Below are 19,691 nucleotides of genomic sequence, written 5' to 3'. Positions count from 1 at the left end.
TCAGATCAGCAAAAGTGTGGGTAAAAACCCCGGTAAGCAGGGGATTATTTCAGCGAAAATCATCACGACGCGCATTATCGGCGGATCGCCAGAACGTTTTCTATACGCAAACCGTAAGCGTTTCGTTAAGAGATGCAGGATTTAAACCGCGCCCGGAAGCGGCCGGTGATGGCGCGCGCAGGCGCTATAAACGGGAGAGGAGGACAACTTACAGGCAAAAAAAACCCACGCATCCGCGTGGGTCGGTGCAACCGAACAGGGTGAATACCACAAGGGTATCGCTGCCGCAGCAGCCGATCTTCACACCAATCAATACCTCTGGGACCTTTATCGTCGCGCAATGGCGGCACGGATAACAGCCGCAAATCGCAACGGAGTTCGGCGAAATGCAACGAGGTGTGAAAAGCTCGACTGCGCGTTTACATCCTGATTTCGTTAAGATTTATCTGATGCCGGTTTACTGTAAATCGCGTCGGGTGCCACGTTCATGTGTTTCAGCACCGGCCCCATGATGTTGCCAAATACCGGCGCGGCCACCGAGCCGCCAAAGTGATCGCCAGCGGTAGGATGGTTAATCATCACCACCAGCGCCACTTCCGGATGGCTGGCCGGCGCGATGCCGGCGGTGTAGTTAACGTAGCCGCCGTCATATTTGCCGCTGCTGCCCATCTTCTCCGCGGTGCCGGTTTTGGTCGCCAGCCGGTAGCCCGGAACCGCTGCTTTCACCCCGGTACCGCCCGGCAGCACGTCACTCTCCAGCATGTGCACCACGGTTTGCACGATCTGCGGATCCGCCACCTGCCTGCCCAGCACCGGTGGCGTCACTTTGGTGATCGACAGCGGGCGATAGACGCCATACGAACCGAGCGTGGCGTACTCACGCGCAATCTGCAGCGGCGTTACGCGCAGACCGTAGCCGAACGAGAAGGTGGCGCGCTCGATGTCCGCCCAGCGCTGGCGATGCAGCGGGAAGTAGCCCACGCTCTCACCGGTCAGTCCCAGCCCGGTCGGCTTGCCGAGACCAAACGCCTGGTAAGTGTTCACCAGCGCTTCCGCCGGCATTGCCAGCGCGATGTGCGACACGCCGATGTCGCTGGATTTCTGCAAAATGCCGGTCATGGTCAGGCGCGGCCAGTGGCCGACATCGCGGATCAGGTGGCCATTGACGCTGTAGGGCGTGGTGTCGATTACCGAATCGGGGCGCACCAGATGACGCTGCAGCCCTTCCATCACCACCAGCGGCTTCACCGTCGAACCGGGCTCGTAGCTGTCGTTGATGGCGGTATTGCGCATTTGCGCTGGCGTGGCGTTGTCATAATTGTTGGGGTTGAACGACGGATAAGACGCCATAGCGAGGATCTCGCCGGTGTCGATCTTCACCAGCACCGCCGCGCCCGAGTCTGCCTTGTTGAGCAGCACGCCGTCGCGCAGCTTGCTGTACAGCGTAAACTGGTCAAATTTGTCGATACTGAGCTGCACCGTCGGCGGCTGCTTCGGCGGCTCGTAATCGATCATCGCAATAATGTTGCCGTCCCCATCCTGGCGATACACCTCTTTACCCGGCTCACCCTGCAGTACCCGGTCAAAGCCCTTCTCCAGCCCGTTAAGCCCGTTATTGTCCGCCCCGACGATGCCAATCAGCGGCGCCGCGGCTTCACTCATCGGATAAAAACGGCTGTCGTCATACACCGAACTGATGCCTTTCAGATGCAGCTCAGCAATATCTTTGGCAATGCCCAGCTCGATTTTGCGCCCGAGATAGAGGAAGCGCTTTTTCGGATTGGCGGTGATCTGCGCGCGCAGCTCGTCCGGTCGCAGATTCAGCGCCGCCGCCAGATAGCTCCATTTGGCGCTGGTGAAATCGGGATTGGCCTCCAGCACGCGCAGCGGATCGGCGATGATATCGCGCGATGGCACGCTGAGCGCCAGCGCCTGGCCGTCGCGGTCGAGCAGCGTGCCGCGGTTGGTCGGCAGCGTCACGGTTCGCAGCGAGCGCTGGTCGGCCTCGTGCTCCAGCATCGGATGATTGATCAGCTGCAAATCGCCGACGCGCGCCAGCAGCAGGCCCATGCAGCCTAATACGCCCAGACAAATCAGACGAAAACGAAACGGGTTAAACGGGGCTTTAATCTGGTCTTTTCCCAGAAATTTTTTAATCGGGGGCATGGCGATCCGCTGCGATAAAAGATAAATCCAAAGGGGTTAGCTGCAGTTATAAAGAAAGGTAAAGCGAGTTGACAGGAAAACAATGTATCAGTTCGTTTATGCCCGATTGAGGTCACCGCAACGGGACGCATCACACCGGCAGATCGCAGGCAAAAAAAACCTGCGCATCTGCGCAGGTCGGTGTAATCAAGAAAACTGTTGATGTTCACCCATCAATACCTCTGGGACCCTGACTTTAACAAGTTGCTCAGCGCAGAAACTATCACTCAAACGCAACAGTTACCGGCAAAATGTAACCAGCGGTGAGATTGTTAGCCGATTGTGCAACTGGCGTGTTTTTTGATTTCCACCAGGCAGCTCATGGCGTTTGGTCCCTGGGTTAACGACGAAGTTCCGATGTCGAGCGTCAGCACGTTAGGGTTGCCGGCGCGGTCCCACGGCTGCCACGCTTTGCCAAAACCGGGATCGAACCAGGCACCGGTGGCGATGATCACCACGCCGGGCGTCAGGCCGTCCGTCAGGCGAACGCCAGCCAGCATACGGCCACGCGCATTGCTCACTTCAATCTCATCGCCGTCACTGATACCGCGCGCAGCGGCATCGTCAATGTGCATATACAGCGTTTCGTGACCGGCGGTTTTGCCGGCCTGCACCGTGGCGGTGGCATCCAGCTGGCTGTGCAGGCGATCCGCAGGCTGCACCGAAATCATGTGCAGCGGGAACTGTGCGCTGAGCGCTGCGCCAAGCCACTCCTGCGGCGCGCGCCACTCCGGATGCCCGGCGAAATCCGCCAGCTGGTAATCGGCGATGGTCTGGCAAAACAGCTCAATTTTGCCGCTGGCGGTGTGAATCGGATGCGCCTGCGGGTCGGCGCGGAAATCATCCATAAACACGTACGGCTTGCCGCCCTGCGGAATCTCAACAAAGCCGCGCTGCCAGAATGCCTCAAACTCCGGGAACGCGATGTCCAGCTGCGCATGCGCCTGCGCGCACTGCTGGTAAAGATGCTCAATCCACTGCATCTCGTTGCGTCCTTCGGTAAAGCGCTCGCGGTAGCCGAGGCGATCGGCCAGATCGGCAAAAATATCAAAGTCGTTACGCGCCTGATGCTGCGGTTTAATCGCCTGGTGCATCGCCAGCACGAAGCGGTCACGCGACGAGCCGCCAATGTCGTTGCGCTCCAGCGTGGTGGTGGCCGGCAGCACGATGTCCGCCATCTGCGCCGCGGGCGTCCAGACGATATCCTGCACGATGACCGTATCCGGGCGCTGCCAGCCCTCGACCAGCCGGTTGAGCTGCTGGTGATGGTGAAACGGATTGCCGCCTGCCCAGTGCACCAGGTGAATGTCGGGATAGTGCAGCGTCTCGCCCTGAAACGCATACGGCTGGCCGGGATTGAGCAGCATGTCGCTGATGCGCGCCACCGGGATCGACAGGTTCGCCGGATTCGGGCCGGTGCTCATCAGCGGCGCCGGGCCTTCCTGGCGCGGATTGCCGACGCTGTTCATTGAACCATGGCCAAAAGAGAAGCCGCCGCCCGGCAGTCCCGGCTGGCCCAGCATCGACGAGAGCGCAATCATCATCCAGTACGGCTGCTCGCCGCGATGGGCGCGCTGCACCGCATAAGCACAGGTGATAAAGCTGCGTTTGCCCGCCAGCTGCTGCGCCAGCAGCGCGATACGCGCCGCCGGGATACCGGTTATCGCACTGGCCCACGCGGGCGTTTTTGCCACGCCGTCGCTTTCGCCCAGCAGATAGGCACGCAGCTGCGGCCAGCCGGTGCAGTGGCTGGCGAGGAAAGCCTCATCGATAGCGTTCCGCCGGGTAATTTCATGGCCGAGCGCCAGCATCAGCGCCACATCGGTGTTCGGGCGAATCGGAATCCACTCGGCGTTAACGAATGCCGGGCAGTCATCGCGCATCGGGCTGATGTTAATGATCGGCGTGCCTTTGGCGCTCAGCTGCTGCAGCGCCGGTTTCAGGCTGTGCTCGCCGGCGCCGCCGGAGGCCACCTGCGCATTTTTCAGCGCCAGGCCGCCAAAGGCGACGAAAATTTCTGCATGCTCCACCACCTGCGGCCAGTCGGTGACGCGGCCGGTGAGCGGCATATAAGTGCCAATCACATACGGCAGAAAGAACTGGGCCGCGCCCCAGCTGTAGTTACCCTGCTGATCAACGCCACCGCCGCCCTGGAAATAGAAGCGACGAATCAGGGTGCGCGCGTGGTTAACGCGACCGGCTGAGGACCAGCCGTACGAACCGTTGAAAATGCCGGAAGCGCCGTAGCGGTCGCGCACCCGGCGGTTCTCTTCCGCCACCAGATCGAGCGCGGTGTCCCAGTCCACGGCGACAAAATCTTCCCGGCCGCGCAGCGTGCGATCGCTGTTTTCACGCGACTTCAGCCACGAACGGCGCACCATCGGCTGACGGATGCGTTTATCCGAGTACACCAGTTCAGGGATAGTGTGGATCATCGGGGAAGGATCGGCATCGGCGAAGAAAGGTTCGCAGGCAATCAGGCGCTGATTTTCGGTGACGGCGGTAAACGCGCCCCAGTGCGCAAGGTGCGGCACACGAGTTTTCATGGTTATGGGTCCGGCAGGCAGGTGTGATTCAGGCTGGCAGCATAGCACGGTGCCGTTACCGGGCTAAAGCCTCACCGTGAACGTCTGATTTTCCGCACTTTTGCGACAGCGCTGACATTCTGGCGGGTTGCGGCTGCCGGGCTTTTCCGTAACACTGAGAGCATGTGTAAACGTTTTCCCGGATGTCGACCATTGCATGGCTACTATTAAGGATGTTGCCCGCATGGCGGGGGTGTCGGTCGCGACCGTGTCCCGCGTCATCAATAATTCGCCCAAAGCCAGCGAGAGTTCGCGCCTCGCCGTTACCCAGGCCATGGAACAGTTGCAGTATCACCCGAACGCCAATGCCCGCGCGCTGGCGCAGCAATCCACCGAAACGCTCGGGCTGGTGGTAGGCGATGTGTCAGACCCGTTTTTTGGCGCGATGGTGAAAGCGGTCGATGAAGTCGCCGGGCAAACCGGCAACTTTCTGCTGATTGGTAACGGTTACCATAATGAGCAGAAAGAGCGTCAGGCGATTGAACAGCTGATGCGCCATCGCTGTGCCGCGCTGGTGGTGCACGCCAAGAAAATTCCCGATGACGATTTAGAGCTGCTGATGAAGCAGGTGCCGGGCATGGTGCTGCTGAACCGGCTGCTGCAGGGGTTTGAGTCGCGCTGCATTGCGCTGGATGACCGCTACGGCGCCTGGCTGGCCACGCGCCACCTGATTCAGCAGGGTCATACGCAGATCGCCTTTATCTGCTCGACGCACACCATTTCTGACGCCGAAGATCGGTTGCAGGGCTATTACGATGCGCTGAAGGAGCACGGTCTGCCGTGCAACGACCGGCTGGTGGCGTGGGGAGAACCGGATGAGGTCGGTGGCGAGCAGGCAATGACGGAACTGCTCGGACGCGGCAAGCAGGTGAGCGCGGTGGCGTGCTACAACGATTCGATGGCCGCCGGTGCGCTGGCGGTGCTGAGCGATAACGGCATTCGCGTGCCGGAAGAGATGTCGTTGATTGGCTTTGATGATGTGCTGGTGTCGCGCTACGTGCGTCCGCGCCTGACCACGGTGCGCTATCCGATTGTGACCATGGCGCAGCAGGCCGCGCAGCTGGCGCTGGCGCTGGCCAACGGCACCGCGCTGCCGGAGGTGACCAATATGTTTAGCCCGACGCTGGTCAGGCGGCATTCGGTGGGTGGACCGGGTTAAACGGGTGAGGGCTTTCCCTCACCCTAACCCTCTCCCTGAGGGAGAGGGAACGTTCCAGAGCGCGGTCAGCCCTGACGGGAGAAGAACGTTCCAGAGCGCGCGGTCAGCCCTTGCGGCAAGGGGACGTTCCAGAGAGCGCGGTCAGCCCCCTCGCCCGCTTGCGGGAGAGGGTTGGGGTGAGGGCCAGCGCGCCCCCAGCCCACTATAAATCCTGCGAATACACCTTCACCTGCACCTCAGGAAACTCCAGCGCATCACACTGATACTGCCAGCCGAATCGCTCGTAGTAGCCGCCAAACGTCGACCACAGCCACACCGTTGCATAGCCGCGCTGGCGGGCATAGTCCAGCACGTGCTGCTGCAGGGCGGCGCTCAGCCCCTGCCCGCGCGCCGCTTCATCCACATACAGCGCGGCAACCCACGGATAGAGATCCTGACGGCTAATCAAATCACAGCGCCAGAACCCTACCGTGCCGTGCGGCACGTCATCGTCGTCCAGCGCGACAAAGGTCACCGGAAACGCGGCACCGTTCAGGCTACTGCGAACAATGCTGTCGTAAAACGCGCGCGAGGTGCCGTCACCAAACGCCTGCCACAGCCAGTCGGTGATCTGGCTGGCGTGATGCGGCACGCTGCTGAGCGGCACGATGCGCATCAGTTCAGCTCCAGCGCCAGCAGTTCCTGAATGGTCTGCGCACGGCGAATCTCACGCGGCACGCCCTGCTCAAACAGCACTTCCGGGATCAGCGGACGGCTGTTGTAGTTGGAGGACATTGATGCGCCGTAAGCGCCGGTATCATGGAACACCAGATAATCGCCGACCTGTGCCGCTGGCAGCGCGCGGGTTTCCACTTTGCCCCCTTCCAGCTGGGTAAACACATCTCCCGACTCACAGAGCGGCCCGGCCACCACGCTCTCCACATGCGCCTCACCCGGCGCGCTGCCATCGGCAGGCAGCAGCGAAATATGGTGATAGCTGCCGTACATCGACGGACGCATCAGATCGCTGAAACCGGCATCCACCAGCACAAAGTGACGGCTGCCCATCTGCTTCACCGCCCGCACCTGCGACACCAGTACGCCCGACTCTGCCACCAGGAAGCGGCCCGGCTCGATCTCCAGTTTCACCGCATGGCCGAGGTGCGCCGCGATACGCTCGCGCGCGCCGTTCCACAGGCCGTAATAGTGCTGCGTATCAATCGCCTCCTCACCAAAGCGATAAGGAATCGATAACCCGCCGCCCGCTGAAATGGCCTGCAGGTCCTGGCCAAAGGCCACTACCTGATCGACCATCGCGTCGCACACCTGCTGCAGATGGCCGTAATCGACGCCGGAGCCGATGTGCATATGTAAACCTACCAGCTGCAGGCCGTGTTGCTGAATCGCCGCCAGCGCCAGCGGCAGATCGCTGTGCCAGATGCCGTGCTTACTGTTTTCGCCGCCGGTATTGGTTTTCTGGCTGTGACCGTGGCCAAAGCCCGGATTAATGCGCAGCCAGACGCTGTGACCCGGCGAAACCGCGCCGAGCTGATGCAGCATATCCACGGATCCGGCATTCACCGGCACCTTCAGCTCGGCGATGCGCGCCAGCGTCGGTGAGTCCAGCACATCGGCGGTGAACACAATATCCTCGCCGCCCGGCTGAAAACCGGCAGCCAGCGCACGTTCGATCTCGCCGAGCGAGACCGAATCGACCTTGACGCCGGCAGCGCGCATCAGGCGCAGAATATGAATATTCGAGCAGGCCTTTTGCGCAAAGCGCACCACGTCAAACGCGCTGAGCTGCGCAATACGCTGCTGAATGATTTCGGCATCGTAAGCCCAGAACGGGCCGCTGTAGCGCTGCGCCAGCGGCAGTAGATTTGTGGCGTTAAGCGCCGTCTGGGAATCGTTAAGTGGACGTGGCATGAGTATTCTCCTGAGTCGTTGCTGTCATTTAGCCACAGCACAGTGATGCAGAAAAATATCTGTTTAAGCATCAGCTATGCAAATATGATATGGATGACACGGAGGCGACGATGGCAAAAATCAACTGGCGGCATATCGAAATCTTTCACGCGGTGATGACCAGCGGCAATCTGACCCAGGCCGCCACGCTGCTGCACACCTCGCAGCCAACGGTGAGCCGCGAACTGGCGCGGCTGGAGCAGCAGCTGGGCTTACAGCTGTTTGAGCGGGTGCGCGGCCGCCTGCAGCCCACCGTGCAGGGGCTGCGGCTGTACGAAGAGGTGCAGCGCTCGTGGTACGGTCTGGATCGCATCATGGATGCCGCCGAAGGACTGCGCAATTTCCGCCAGGGCGAGCTGTCCATCGCCTGCCTGCCGGTCTTTTCCCAGTCGCTGTTGCCGCCGCTGCTGCAGCCGTTTTTACAGCGCTATCCGCAGGTGAGCCTGAATATTATTCCGCAGGAGTCGCCGCTGCTGGAGGAGTGGCTGTCGGCGCAGCGCTACGATCTCGGTCTGACCGAAACCCAGCATGCGCCCGCCGGGACTGAACGCCTGGCACTGCTGACCAGTGATGAAGTGTGCGTGCTGCCGCCGCAGCATCCGCTGTGTCAGCGGGCGGTGCTGACGCCGCAGGATTTCCACGGTGAAAACTATGTCAGCCTGTCGCGCAGCGATAGCTATCGTCAGTTACTGGATGCGCTGTTCCATGAGCAGCAGGTGGAGCGGCGGCTGGTGCTGGAGACGCACAGCGCCGCGTCGGTGTGCGCGATGGTGCGCGCCGGGGTGGGCATTTCGATTGTTAATCCGCTGACGGCGCTGGATTACGCCGACAGCGGCGTGGTGATGCGCCGCTTCAGTATTGCCGTGCCGTTCACGGTGAGCCTGGTGCGGCCACAGCATCGGCCGGCATCGGCGCTGGTCGATCACTTCTGCGACCACCTGCAGCAGCAGGTGGCCACCTTTCCGCAGCGCATCGCCCAGCGTCTGGCTTAAGCGCGCACCGTCTCGCGCTGACCGCCCGATTTGCGGAAGGTCAGCAGACAAACCACTAATCCCGCTGCCGCCAGCGCTGCCGCCGCGACCGGCACCGCCGTCAGGCCATAGCCTTTGTCGATCACAGCGCCGCCCACCCACGCACCGAGTGCGTTACCGACGTTAAAGGCCGAGATGTTGAGCGTCGACACCAGGTTTGGCGCGTCTTTACCGTGGCGCACCACGTTGATTTGCAGGCCCGGCACGGTGGCGAAGGTCGCCATCGCCCACAGGAACAGGGTTACCTCTGCCAGCCACAGCGCATGGCTGGTCCAGCTGAACAGCAGCGAGAACACGGCGATCAGCGAGAAGCTGAGGATCAGGCTGAACGACACTTTCCAGTCCGCCAGTTTCCCGCCAACAATGTTACCCACCGTCAGGCCAGCGCCAATCAGGAACAGCGTCCAGCTGACACCGCGATCGCTGATGCCGGTCACCTGTAACAGCAGCGGCGCAATGTAGCTGAACAGCGCAAACATCGCGGCGGCAAAACACACCGTCATCAGCAGCGACAGCCACAGTTTGCCGTTGGCTAGCGCGCTGATTTCGCTCGCCAGGTGCACCGGTTTTTCATCTTTGTTAGTCGGCAGGCTGACAATCAGCGCGATGAACGCGAGAATGCCGATAATCGCCACGCCCCAGAAGGTGGCGCGCCAGCCAAACAGCTGACCAAACCAGGTGCCGAGCGGCACGCCCAGTACGTTGGCCAGCGTCAGACCGGTAAACATCAGCGCCACCGCCGACGCCTGACGGCTCGGCGCCACCAGGCTGGCCGCGACCACTGAACCGATGCCGAAGAACGCACCGTGACACAACGCGGTAATGACGCGCGCCAGCATCAGCAGGTTATAGGTATAAGCCAGCGCACAGAGTACGTTGCCGATGATGAAGATGATCATCAGCAGAATCAGGGTACGTTTACGCGGCAGTTTCGCGGTCAGCAGCGCCATGATTGGCGCGCCGATGGCCACGCCCAGCGCATAGCCGCTGATCAGCCAGCCCGCAGAAGGAATCGACACCTGCAGGTCACCCGCCACTTCCGGCAGTAACCCCATAATGACGAACTCCGTGGTGCCGATGGCGAACGCACTCAGCGCCAGCGCCAGTAATGCAACAGGCATAACACACTCTCCCAAAATAATTTTGCAGGCGGGCCGCACGACGAACGCCGTACGGTTAAGACAGACGCGTATCCCTCCGACAGTGCGGGGATGTTTATTTTTGAACTGCGTCACAGTCTGCTATTAAAGCACAGCCTCTGACTCTCAACCACCCGGGCGGCAGCAAGGCTATTTTGCCTGCGCGGCAATAATCCCGGCGCTAAAAAGTGTCGCTTATGCATCACTGAGACAGGACGGCGATAACAGACTACGCTTGATAACAGGTTGTGATCGCTGTCACAGCGACGGCGCTTTCTGGCGTTAAATCAGGCAGTAAAGGATGGTCGCACATTGCCGATACCCCAATGGATTGCCCGGTAATGCGGCGTCAACACAACAGGGGGACAGAGTTATGCGATGGATCATCGCGCTGGCGATCGGCGGCTTAAGCGGCTGCTCGGTCGGGCACTATGAATACAGCTCAGAAGCGGCCAGGCGCGTCGATATGACCGTCACCGGCATCCCCACCGTGCTCGGCATGGGTGCGCTGGGCACCACTATCCCCCTGACGCGCGAATACAGCCTGACGGCGGCGCACGTGGCCAAATATTCGCTGTATCGGGTGAAGGCCTGGCATCCGGAGTGCGATATCGCCGTGGTTTATCATGCAAATAAAGAAGCCAACCTGCCCCCGCAGTTCCGCAACAGCCATATCGGCGACAACGTAAATCTGTATGGGTATAGCTTTATCTCCGCGCTGCCGGTGGCATCAAGCGGCAAAAACCTGATCAATACGACGCTGAGCAATGACTGGAATAAGGCCAGCTGCGTGGTGGTGGCGGCCAATGCCGGCGTGGTGAAAGGCATGTCCGGCGGCGCGGTGTATAACGCCAGCGACGACACGCTGGCCGGGGTGATTGTCGGCTATAGCAGTCGGATTGATGATAATAAGAGCGGCAAAACGCTGTTTAAAGATGTGGCGCTGTATGTGCCTTATGCGCGGTTCCAGGCGTGGCTGGATGGCGTGGTGAAGTCTTAGGTTGGGTGCGCGCTGATGCCCTCACCCCGGCCCTCTCCCACAGGGAGAGGGAGAATACCACAGCGGTCCTCTGCCACAGGGGGAGGGAGAAAACCACAGCGGCCCTCTGCCACAGGGAGAGGGAGAAAACCACAGCGGCCCTCTCCCACCGGGGTACAGGCAAGTCCCCTCTCCCCATGGGAGAGGGTTAGGGTGAGGGTGAAGGCAACCTGATTACTTACCGGTCGGGCGCAGAGCCGGGAACAGGATCACGTCACGAATGGTGTGGCTGTTGGTGAACAGCATGACCAGACGATCGATACCGATGCCCAGACCCGCAGTCGGTGGCAGACCATGCTCCAGCGCGGTGACGTAGTCTTCGTCGTAGAACATCGCTTCGTCATCACCGGCGTCCTTCGCGTTAACCTGCTGCAGGAAACGCTCGGCCTGATCTTCCGCATCGTTCAGCTCGGAGAAGCCATTACCGATTTCACGGCCGCCGATGAAGAACTCAAAGCGGTCGGTGATTTCCGGGTTCTCGTCATTACGACGCGCCAGCGGTGACACCTCTGCCGGATACTCGGTGATGAAGGTTGGTTGAATCAGGTGCGCTTCTGCTGTCTCTTCGAAGATCTCGGTCACCACGCGGCCCAGACCCCAGCTCTTCTCCACTTTAATGTGCAGCGCGTTGGCAATCGCCACTGCTTTATCAAAGTCATCCAGATCGGCGAGGTCCGTTTCCGGACGGTATTTCTTGATCGCTTCACGCATGGTGAGCTTCTCAAACGGCTTGCCGAAATCGAAGGTGTGCTCACCGTAAGGCACTTCCGTCGTGCCCAGCACGTCCTGCGCCAGGGTGCGGAACAGGCTCTCGGTCAGTTCGATCAGATCTTTGTAATCCGCATACGCCATATAGAGTTCCATCATGGTGAACTCTGGATTGTGGCGCGGCGAGATCCCTTCGTTACGGAAGTTACGGTTGATCTCAAACACGCGATCGAAACCGCCAACCACCAGACGCTTGAGGTACAACTCCGGCGCGATACGCAGGTACATGTCGATGTCGAGCGCATTATGATGGGTGATGAACGGACGCGCGGAGGCGCCGCCCGGAATCACCTGCATCATCGGTGTTTCCACTTCCATAAAGTCGCGGTTAACCATGAACTGACGAATGCCGGCCATGATTTGTGAGCGAATTTTGAAGGTCTTACGCGAATCGTCGTTGGAGATCAGGTCAAGGTAACGCTGACGGTAACGGGTTTCCTGATCGGCGAGGCCGTGGAATTTGTCCGGCAGCGGACGCAGCGCTTTGGTCAGCAGGCGCAGCTCAGAGATGTGGATCGACAGCTCGCCGGTTTTGGTTTTGAACAGCTTACCGCGCGCGCCGAGGATATCGCCGAGATCCCATTTTTTGAACTGCTCGTTGTAGACGCCTTCCGGCAGATCGTCACGGGAAACGTAGATCTGGATCTGACCGCCCACATCCTGCAGGGTGGCGAACGACGCCTTACCCATGATGCGGCGGGTCATCATACGACCGGCTACGCTCACCTCAACGCCGAGCGCTTCCAGCTCGTCGTTCTCTTTGCTGTCATAGTCGGCATGCAGACGATCGGAGGTGGTGTCACGGCGGAAATCGTTAGGAAACGCCACGCCCTTTTCACGCAGCGCGCTGAGTTTTTCGCGACGCGCTTTCAGTTCGTTGTTTAACTCAAGGGCGGCATCAGCGCTCTGCGGTTGTTGTTCAAACATGTCGGTTCCTTATAGCCCTGCTTTTAAACTTGCTTCAATAAAACGGTCAAGATCGCCATCCAGTACGGCCTGGGTGTTACGCGTTTCTACGCTGGTACGCAGATCCTTGATGCGCGAATCGTCAAGAACGTATGAACGGATCTGGCTGCCCCAGCCGATGTCCGACTTGTTCTCTTCCGCCGCCTGCTTGTCGGCATTCTTCTTCTGCATTTCGTATTCATACAGCTTGGCACGCAGCTGTTTGAAGGCCTGATCTTTGTTCTTATGCTGCGAGCGGTCGTTCTGGCACTGCACCACAATGTTGGTCGGCAGGTGGGTAATACGCACCGCTGACTCGGTTTTGTTAACGTGCTGACCACCGGCACCCGAGGCGCGATAGACGTCGATACGCAGGTCGGCCGGGTTGATTTCGATGTCGATGTTGTCATCCACTTCCGGGTAAATAAATACCGAACTGAATGAGGTGTGACGACGACCGCCGGAGTCGAACGGGCTCTTACGCACCAGACGATGAACGCCGGTTTCGGTACGCAGCCAGCCGTAAGCGTAATCACCGATGATTTTGATGGTGGCTGATTTGGTACCGGCCACTTCGCCTTCGGACTCTTCGATGATCTCGGTTTTGAAGCCTTTGGCTTCCGCCCAGCGCAGATACATACGCAGCAGCATGCTGGCCCAGTCCTGCGCTTCGGTGCCGCCGGAGCCGGCCTGAATATCCATGTAGCAGTCGGCGCTGTCGTATTCGCCGGAGAACATGCGGCGGAACTCCAGTTCACCCAGCTTCACGTCCAGCGCGTCCAGCTCGACCACGGCTTCGTTGAAGGTCTCTTCGTCGTCGGCTTCAACCGCCAGCTCCAGCAGACCCTGCACATCTTCCAGCCCCTGCTGCATCTGGTCGAGCGTTTCAACCACCGCTTCCAGCGAGGCGCGCTCTTTGCCCAGCGCCTGCGCGCGTTCAGGTTCGTTCCAGACGTCCGGCTGTTCCAGCTCGGCGTTTACTTCTTCGAGGCGTTCTTTCTTGGCATCGTAGTCAAAGATACCCCCTAAGAACGCTGCTGCGCTCGCTGAGGTCCTGGATACGATTTTTGACCGGATTAATTTCAAACATGGCTTTTCAGTCTTTTTTGACGATTCGGTGAGAGGAGATAAAAGTAACGCGCTAGTTTACCCGAAAGCGCGCCTGGTTTGTAGCTTTGCACATCAATGGCTATACCGCGTATGAACCGGCAGAAAATAATTGCGCCAGTTCTGGAAACCGGCAGGTATGGCGGTTGCCAGAAATCCCGCTGTCACTCGCCATCCACGCGGTGCGCCTTCAGAATTTTCCTACATAATCACGGCAATAAACGCCAGCTGGCGTCATTAAAACCCATGATTTCTCAGACAAAATCATTAAAACTCCACCATCAGAAATGTCTGGTTCGAAGCGTGATATAGCGTGATTAGCCTGCGCAATGCTGCGCTGTCCTGGCCATCAACCGGCCAGTACGCACCTTATCCTTTCTGCACCCTGGCGGAATCTCAGGGGTTCGTGCTTCATCTATTGCGTTCTGTCTGTCAGCCACGTTGCTCAGGAGTATTCGTGACAGGGAAAGACTGCATTCAGGCCCGTTAACGTGAACGGGCGACAACATGCCCTGAGAGGCATGAGGAGTTGCCATGCATTATCCTGTTGTTACTTTTCGATCCTCACCGCGCCTGCTGGCGCTGATCATCCCGTTTCTGCTGAGCGCCTGTGGTGGCGGAGGCGGCGGCGGTGGTGGTAGCGGCGGCGGCAGCACCTTAACCCCGGTCACGCCCGTTATTGAACCCACAGTGCCGGCCATCGCTGCCAGCAGTAAAGTGGGCATCATTGACTCCGGTCTGGCCCCGGGCCGCAGCGAAATTAATTACGCCAACGTGAATTTCTCCAGCTATGTCGGCAGCAACACCGCGCTTAACGACAACATGGGAATCAACGGCCACGGCACGCTGGTGGCGATGACGCTGCTGGGGCTGTCGCCTGACAGCGCGCTGTATGTGGCGCAGGCGTCACAAAATAATATTTTCAGCTACGACAATACTGCGCGCGCCGTGCAGGGCTTAGTGGCACAGGGCGTACGCATCTTCAATATGTCCTACGGTTCGCAGGAGCGCCTCACCAGCCAGCAGGCGTTAACCGATGCGCGCCAGCGCTATCAGTCACTGTATCAGGGGCTCAACGCGGTGGCTGCGGCAGATGGGCTGGCGGTGATGATCACCGGCAACAACAGCGGCGCCACGCCGGCACCGGACGTGCTGACACCGCTGATGTATAACGACCCGCAGCTGGCGCGTAATCTGCTGGCGGTGACCGGTATCCTGAGTCATACCGGTTATGACCTGCCAGGCCGCGCAGCCGGCACCGGACCGTTTGACGCCTGCGGCGCGGCCGCCGCGTGGTGCCTGACCGCGCCGGGCTATACAGATTACCTGTATCAAAACTCCGACGGCAGCTGGGTGCAGGCGCGCAGCTACGGCACCTCGTTTGCCGCACCGCGCGTGACGGCTGCGGCCTCGCAGCTGCTGCAGCGTTTCCCGTGGATGAGCGGCCATAACCTGCAGCAAACCCTGCTGACCACCGCCACCTACCGCAGTGATGCGCACGATAACGTCGCCGACAGCGCCAACGGGCGGCCATACAATGAGACGTTCGGCTGGGGCGATCTTAACGCCGCTAAAGCCTTAAACGGGCCGGGACAATTCTGGGCAGAGGACTTCCACGCGCGCCTCGACGGCGGCCAGTATGTGTTCAGCAATGACATCAGCGGCGATCGCGGGCTGGTACTGGACGGCAGCGAACGCGGCGGTACGCTGCAGCTGACCGGCAACAACAGCTATCAGGGCCTGACGCAGGTCTCCGCCAATAGCCTGCTGATTGACGGTGCGATTGCCGGCAATGCGCTGGTGAACGGCAGCGGCAAACTGGGTGGCAGCGGACGCATCGGCGGCAATCTGGTCAACCAGGGATCGGTTAACGGCGGCCTGCAGGTGGCGGGCAACTATCAGCAAAGCGCCGACGGTACGCTCAACGTCACGCTGAACAATCCGCTGCGCGTGACCGGCAACGCGGCGCTCGACGGCACGCTGAATCTCGCGCCGCCCTCCGCCAGCTACGTGGTGAAACAGCAGGAAACGCTGCTGACCAGCGGCGGCGGCGTGAGCGGTCAGTTTAGCCAGGTCAATACCGGCGTATTTCTCGACGGTTCCGTCAGCTATGACGCCCACAGCGTTACCGGCCAGCTAACGCGTAAAAACACCGCCGCGGCGGCACAGGCGATGGGAATCGATAGCACCAGCGCGCAGCAAACCAGCCGCAACCTGGAGCAGGCGTTTGAGCTGGCGGACCGCTGGCAGGGTCAGGCGACGCTGAGCAGTGCGCAGCAGTCAGCGCTAGCGGCCGCAGGCGCCTTCCAGACGCTGGCGGACACCCGCAGCGCACAGGCGGCGATCAACTCCCTGTCCGGCCAGGCGCATGCCTCCGGCAATGCGGTGCTGTTCAACGCGCTTGATTATCAGACGCGCCTGCTCAACAACCGCATCGATGATGCCAGCGAACAGGGGCGCTTCGGCTTCTGGCTGGAGAGCGGTCAGCTGCGCGGTTCGCTCGATCAGGACGGCTATCTCGGCAACCGCTATCGCAACACCCTGACCGCGCTGGGTGCCGACAGCGATTTTGGCCTGCCCGGCCTGCGCCTCGGCATCGCCTGGACGCACACTCAGCTTGATGCCACCTATGACGACACCGGCGGCAACAGCCAGAACAGCCTGCAGGGCGTAATGCTGTATGGGCGCTATGCGGTGACGCCAGCCTGGTACTGGCAGGCCAATCTCAGCTATCAGCATGGACGCGACAAACTGCAGCGCCTGGTGCTGCTGGACGAGGCCGCGCCGGTCTCCTCTTCCGCCCGCACTGACAGCTGGCAGGCAGCGTTACAGAGCGGCTATCGCTGGACGCTGCAGGAGGATTATCGCATTGAGCCCTATCTCGGCTGGCGTGAAACCGGCCTGCAAACCGGCAGCTTCAGCGACAGCGGCAGCGCGTTTGGTCTGCAGGGCGACGGCGACAGCTATCGCCGCAGCGTCGGTTACGGTGGCCTGAATCTCAGCGCGCGCCAGGACTGGTCGGCGGGCTGGTGGAGCATGCTGAGCCTGTACGGCGAATACCAGTACGCGTTCAGCAATCCGTCGATGGACGTCAGCGCGCGCTGGAGCGGCTTCGGCAGCGGTCAGCAGAGCTTTACCATCCCGGGTATGCAGCTCGATCGCCGCTCGCAGTGGTTTGGTGTGCGGGTTGATCTGGTGCAGTCGGCACGCGCGCGGCTGTTTCTGCGTGCCGACCGCCACGTGGCCGATAGCGGCGATGAGAAGGTGCTGCGCGGCGGTGTCGACGTCACGTTCTAAAGGTTACGACTGCGGCCAGATATGGTCGATGATCAGCTGTACCGAGCGATTGCCGCGGTATTCGTTGATATCCAGCTTGTAGGCCAGCTGCACCTGACGCACGCTGCTGTCTGGCCACAGGCTGGTGTCGACGTTAAAAGCGATACCATCCAGTAACGGGCCGCCGCCCAGCGGCTCGACCATCACCTTAAGGTGACGCTCGCCCACCAGACGCTGCTGCAACAGCTTAAACTGACCGTCGAACACCGGCTCCGGAAACGCCTGGCCCCAGGGGCCGGCTTCCCGCAGCATTTCCGCGGTGTGCAGGGTAAACTCCTGCGCATGCAGTTCGCCATCGGACCACATCACGCCCTGCAGCGCCTCGCCTTCCAGCCATTCGTCGATCAGCGCGGCAAAGCGCTGGCGGAACTCATCGTACTTCGCCTCTTCCAGCGACAGCCCCGCCGCCATGGCGTGCCCGCCAAATTTGATGATCAGGCCAGGATAGAGCGTGTCGATGCGTTCCAGCGCGTCGCGCAGGTGCAGCCCGGCAATCGAACGGCCAGAGCCCTTCAGCGTGCCGTCACCGGCGGGCGCGAAGGCGATGACCGGGCGGTGGAAGCGCTCTTTCAGGCGTGACGCGAGAATGCCAACTACGCCCTGATGCCACTCCGGGTGATAAAACGCCAGCCCGAGCGGCAGATCGCGATGCTGGCGCTCCAGCTCATCGCACAGCGCCAGCGCCTCGCTCTTCATGCCCTGCTCAATCTCTTTGCGCGTCTGATTAAGCGCATCAAGTTCGCTGGCCAGCATGCGCGCCTGGGCAATATCTTCTGTCAGCAGCAGCGCAACGCCAACCGACATATCGTCCAGCCGGCCGGCAGCATTGAGGCGTGGCCCGACGGCAAAACCGAGGTCGCTGGCCGCCAGCTGACGCGCATCGCGGTTAGCAATCTCCAGCAGCGCGCGGATGCCGGCACGGCATTTGCCGGCGCGGATGCGGCTCAGCCCCTGCCACACCAGAATGCGGTTGTTGGCATCCAGCGGCACCACGTCGGCCACGGTACCGAGCGCCACCAGATCCAGCAGTTCGGCCAGATTGGGTTCACTGCGTCCGTCGCTGAACCAGCTCAGCTGACGCAGATGGGCACGCAGCGCCAGCATCAGATAAAACGCCACGCCCACGCCTGCCAGCGAACGCGACGGGAATGCGCTGTCGCTCAGGTTAGGGTTAACGATGGCCTCTGCCGCCGGCAGCGTTTCGCCCGGCAGGTGGTGATCGGTGATCAGTACCGGAATACCGTGCTGGTGCGCGGTGTCGACGCCCGCGTGCGACGAAATACCGTTATCCACGGTGAGGATCAGCTCCGCGCCGCGCGCGCGCGCCTGCTCCACCACTTCCGGGCTCAGGCCATAGCCGTCCTCAAAGCGGTTCGGCACCAGATAATCGACGTTGCCGCCCATGCTGCGCAGCGCCAGCACGGTGAGCGCAGTGCTGGTGGCACCATCGGCATCGAAATCACCTACCACCACGATGCGGCGTTGCTGCTGCAGCATCTGGTGCAGCAGCGTCACAGCGCGCTCAATGCCGCCAAGGCTTTGCCACGGCAGCAGGAATTTCGCGCCGCGTTCCAGTTCGGCGGCGTCTTTGACACCGCGTTGCAGGTAGAGACGACGCAGCAGCGGCGGTAAATCATCGGGTAACTGCGCGTCGGCCTGGGCTTCACGCCGACGTAATTCTACAGAGTGCATCACTGTGTCTTAACCACCACGCTTCTGGCCGTCCAGCACCTGCTTCAGCTCCTGCGGTCCCTGGTAGCCAGGAATCATCATGCCGCTGTCGGTGAGGATGGCGGGCGTGCCCTGAATACCAAACAGAATGCCCAGCTTGTAGTGCTGGTCGAGATTGATTTTGCAGCTCGCCGGCGCATCCATTTGCGGTGCGTCGCCTTTCATTGCGGCATCAAACGCCTTGTTGCGATCGGCGCTGCACCAGATGGCGGTCATGGCTTTCTCCACCTGGCCGTGCAGGCCTTCACGCGGGAACGCCAGATAGCGCACGGTGATGCCCAGCGCGTTGTAGTCAGCCATCTGCTCGTGCAGCTTGCGGCAGTAGCCGCAGGTGATGTCGGTAAATACGGTGATCACGTGCTGCTCTTTCGGCGCTTTGTAGACAATCATTTCCGGTGCCAGCGCGGCGACTTTTTTCTCCAGCAGCTGATTGGTGACATTCACCGGCTGCGCGCCGCTGACATCGTACAGCGGGCCCTGAATCATGTGTTTGCCGTCTTCGGTGACGTACAGCACGCCGCTTTCGGTCATCACCGTTTTGATACCCGGTAGCGGCGACGGCTGGATTTCCGCCTGCTGCATACCCAGTTTTTTCAGTGATTGCTGAATCGCGCTGTCATCGGCATAGGCCAGCGCAGAAAAGGCGCTGACCAGCAGAGCCAGCGTCGTAATAGTTTTTTTCATCTCAAATCCTTGTTG

Annotated in this window: 13 protein-coding genes; 4 read left to right on the top strand and 9 right to left on the bottom strand. The window is 60.6% G+C overall.

What is annotated here, in order from left to right; translation table 11 throughout:
- Window positions 1–435: 435 nt before the first annotated feature.
- Window positions 436–2,166, bottom strand: coding sequence for a penicillin-binding transpeptidase domain-containing protein (locus tag AC6I8F_RS04280; RefSeq protein WP_021506690.1), 1,731 nt, complete (start codon window positions 2,164–2,166; stop codon window positions 436–438).
- A 311-nt stretch (window positions 2,167–2,477) separates the two neighbouring features.
- Window positions 2,478–4,751 (bottom strand): molybdopterin-dependent oxidoreductase, encoded by a 2,274-nt coding sequence (locus tag AC6I8F_RS04275; protein ID WP_498028561.1) that lies wholly within the window; start codon window positions 4,749–4,751, stop codon window positions 2,478–2,480.
- Between the two features lie 196 nt (window positions 4,752–4,947).
- Here AC6I8F_RS04275 and galR point away from each other — a divergent pair, with 196 nt between their 5' ends.
- Window positions 4,948–5,949, top strand: a complete 1,002-nt coding sequence (gene galR, locus AC6I8F_RS04270; protein WP_031279486.1) for an HTH-type transcriptional regulator GalR — start codon at window positions 4,948–4,950, stop codon at window positions 5,947–5,949.
- Between the two features lie 202 nt (window positions 5,950–6,151).
- Here the strand turns inward: galR and AC6I8F_RS04265 are convergent, their stop codons facing one another.
- Both AC6I8F_RS04265 and lysA read right to left on the bottom strand, forming a co-directional pair.
- On the bottom strand, window positions 6,152–6,604 hold the full coding sequence (locus tag AC6I8F_RS04265; protein ID WP_058757074.1) for a GNAT family N-acetyltransferase: 453 nt from the start codon (window positions 6,602–6,604) through the stop codon (window positions 6,152–6,154).
- Complete coding sequence (gene lysA / locus AC6I8F_RS04260; protein ID WP_021506686.1) at window positions 6,604–7,857, bottom strand: diaminopimelate decarboxylase; 1,254 nt, start codon at window positions 7,855–7,857, stop codon at window positions 6,604–6,606. Before lysA ends, AC6I8F_RS04265 begins: the two co-directional genes overlap by 1 nt.
- Window positions 7,858–7,967: 110 nt before the next feature.
- Here lysA and AC6I8F_RS04255 point away from each other — a divergent pair, with 110 nt between their 5' ends.
- Window positions 7,968–8,888 carry a LysR family transcriptional regulator gene (locus tag AC6I8F_RS04255; RefSeq protein ID WP_058775880.1) on the top strand — a complete coding sequence of 307 codons (921 nt, stop codon included), beginning with the start codon at window positions 7,968–7,970 and terminating at the stop codon, window positions 8,886–8,888.
- On the opposite strand, the gene AC6I8F_RS04250 is transcribed toward AC6I8F_RS04255, so the two are convergent.
- Entirely contained in the window at window positions 8,885–10,048 is a 1,164-nt protein-coding gene (locus AC6I8F_RS04250) for an MFS transporter (protein ID WP_058775879.1), read from the bottom strand. The two genes, AC6I8F_RS04255 and AC6I8F_RS04250, sit on opposite strands and share 4 nt — an antisense overlap.
- 391 nt (window positions 10,049–10,439) lie before the next feature.
- On the opposite strand from AC6I8F_RS04250, the gene AC6I8F_RS04245 reads away from it, so the two are divergent.
- Window positions 10,440–11,066 carry a hypothetical protein gene (locus AC6I8F_RS04245; RefSeq protein ID WP_021506683.1) on the top strand — a complete coding sequence of 209 codons (627 nt, stop codon included), beginning with the start codon at window positions 10,440–10,442 and terminating at the stop codon, window positions 11,064–11,066.
- A gap of 213 nt (window positions 11,067–11,279) precedes the next feature.
- Here the strand turns inward: AC6I8F_RS04245 and lysS are convergent, their stop codons facing one another.
- Window positions 11,280–12,800 (bottom strand): lysine--tRNA ligase, encoded by a 1,521-nt coding sequence (gene lysS, locus AC6I8F_RS04240; protein ID WP_498028560.1) that lies wholly within the window; start codon window positions 12,798–12,800, stop codon window positions 11,280–11,282.
- A gap of 9 nt (window positions 12,801–12,809) precedes the next feature.
- A protein-coding gene (gene prfB, locus AC6I8F_RS04235) for a peptide chain release factor 2 (RefSeq protein ID WP_104093670.1) occupies window positions 12,810–13,908 on the bottom strand; the annotation gives its coding sequence in 2 pieces (ribosomal slippage) (window positions 12,810–13,832 and window positions 13,834–13,908; 1,098 coding nt in all).
- A 551-nt stretch (window positions 13,909–14,459) separates the two neighbouring features.
- On the opposite strand from prfB, the gene AC6I8F_RS04230 reads away from it, so the two are divergent.
- Complete coding sequence (locus AC6I8F_RS04230; RefSeq protein WP_498028559.1) at window positions 14,460–17,222, top strand: autotransporter domain-containing protein; 2,763 nt, start codon at window positions 14,460–14,462, stop codon at window positions 17,220–17,222.
- 3 nt (window positions 17,223–17,225) lie between these two features.
- On the opposite strand, the gene recJ is transcribed toward AC6I8F_RS04230, so the two are convergent.
- Both recJ and dsbC read right to left on the bottom strand, forming a co-directional pair.
- Window positions 17,226–18,953 carry a single-stranded-DNA-specific exonuclease RecJ gene (gene recJ / locus AC6I8F_RS04225; protein WP_104188409.1) on the bottom strand — a complete coding sequence of 576 codons (1,728 nt, stop codon included), beginning with the start codon at window positions 18,951–18,953 and terminating at the stop codon, window positions 17,226–17,228.
- Window positions 18,954–18,962: 9 nt separating this feature from the next.
- Complete coding sequence (dsbC, locus tag AC6I8F_RS04220; protein ID WP_088517215.1) at window positions 18,963–19,676, bottom strand: bifunctional protein-disulfide isomerase/oxidoreductase DsbC; 714 nt, start codon at window positions 19,674–19,676, stop codon at window positions 18,963–18,965.
- Between the last annotated feature and the right edge of the window lie 15 nt (window positions 19,677–19,691).

This window comes from gamma proteobacterium symbiont of Axiagastus rosmarus, assembly GCF_059730925.1.
Note: the sequence above shows the minus strand (reverse complement) of the source record. Positions and strands in the feature narration are given on the sequence as shown.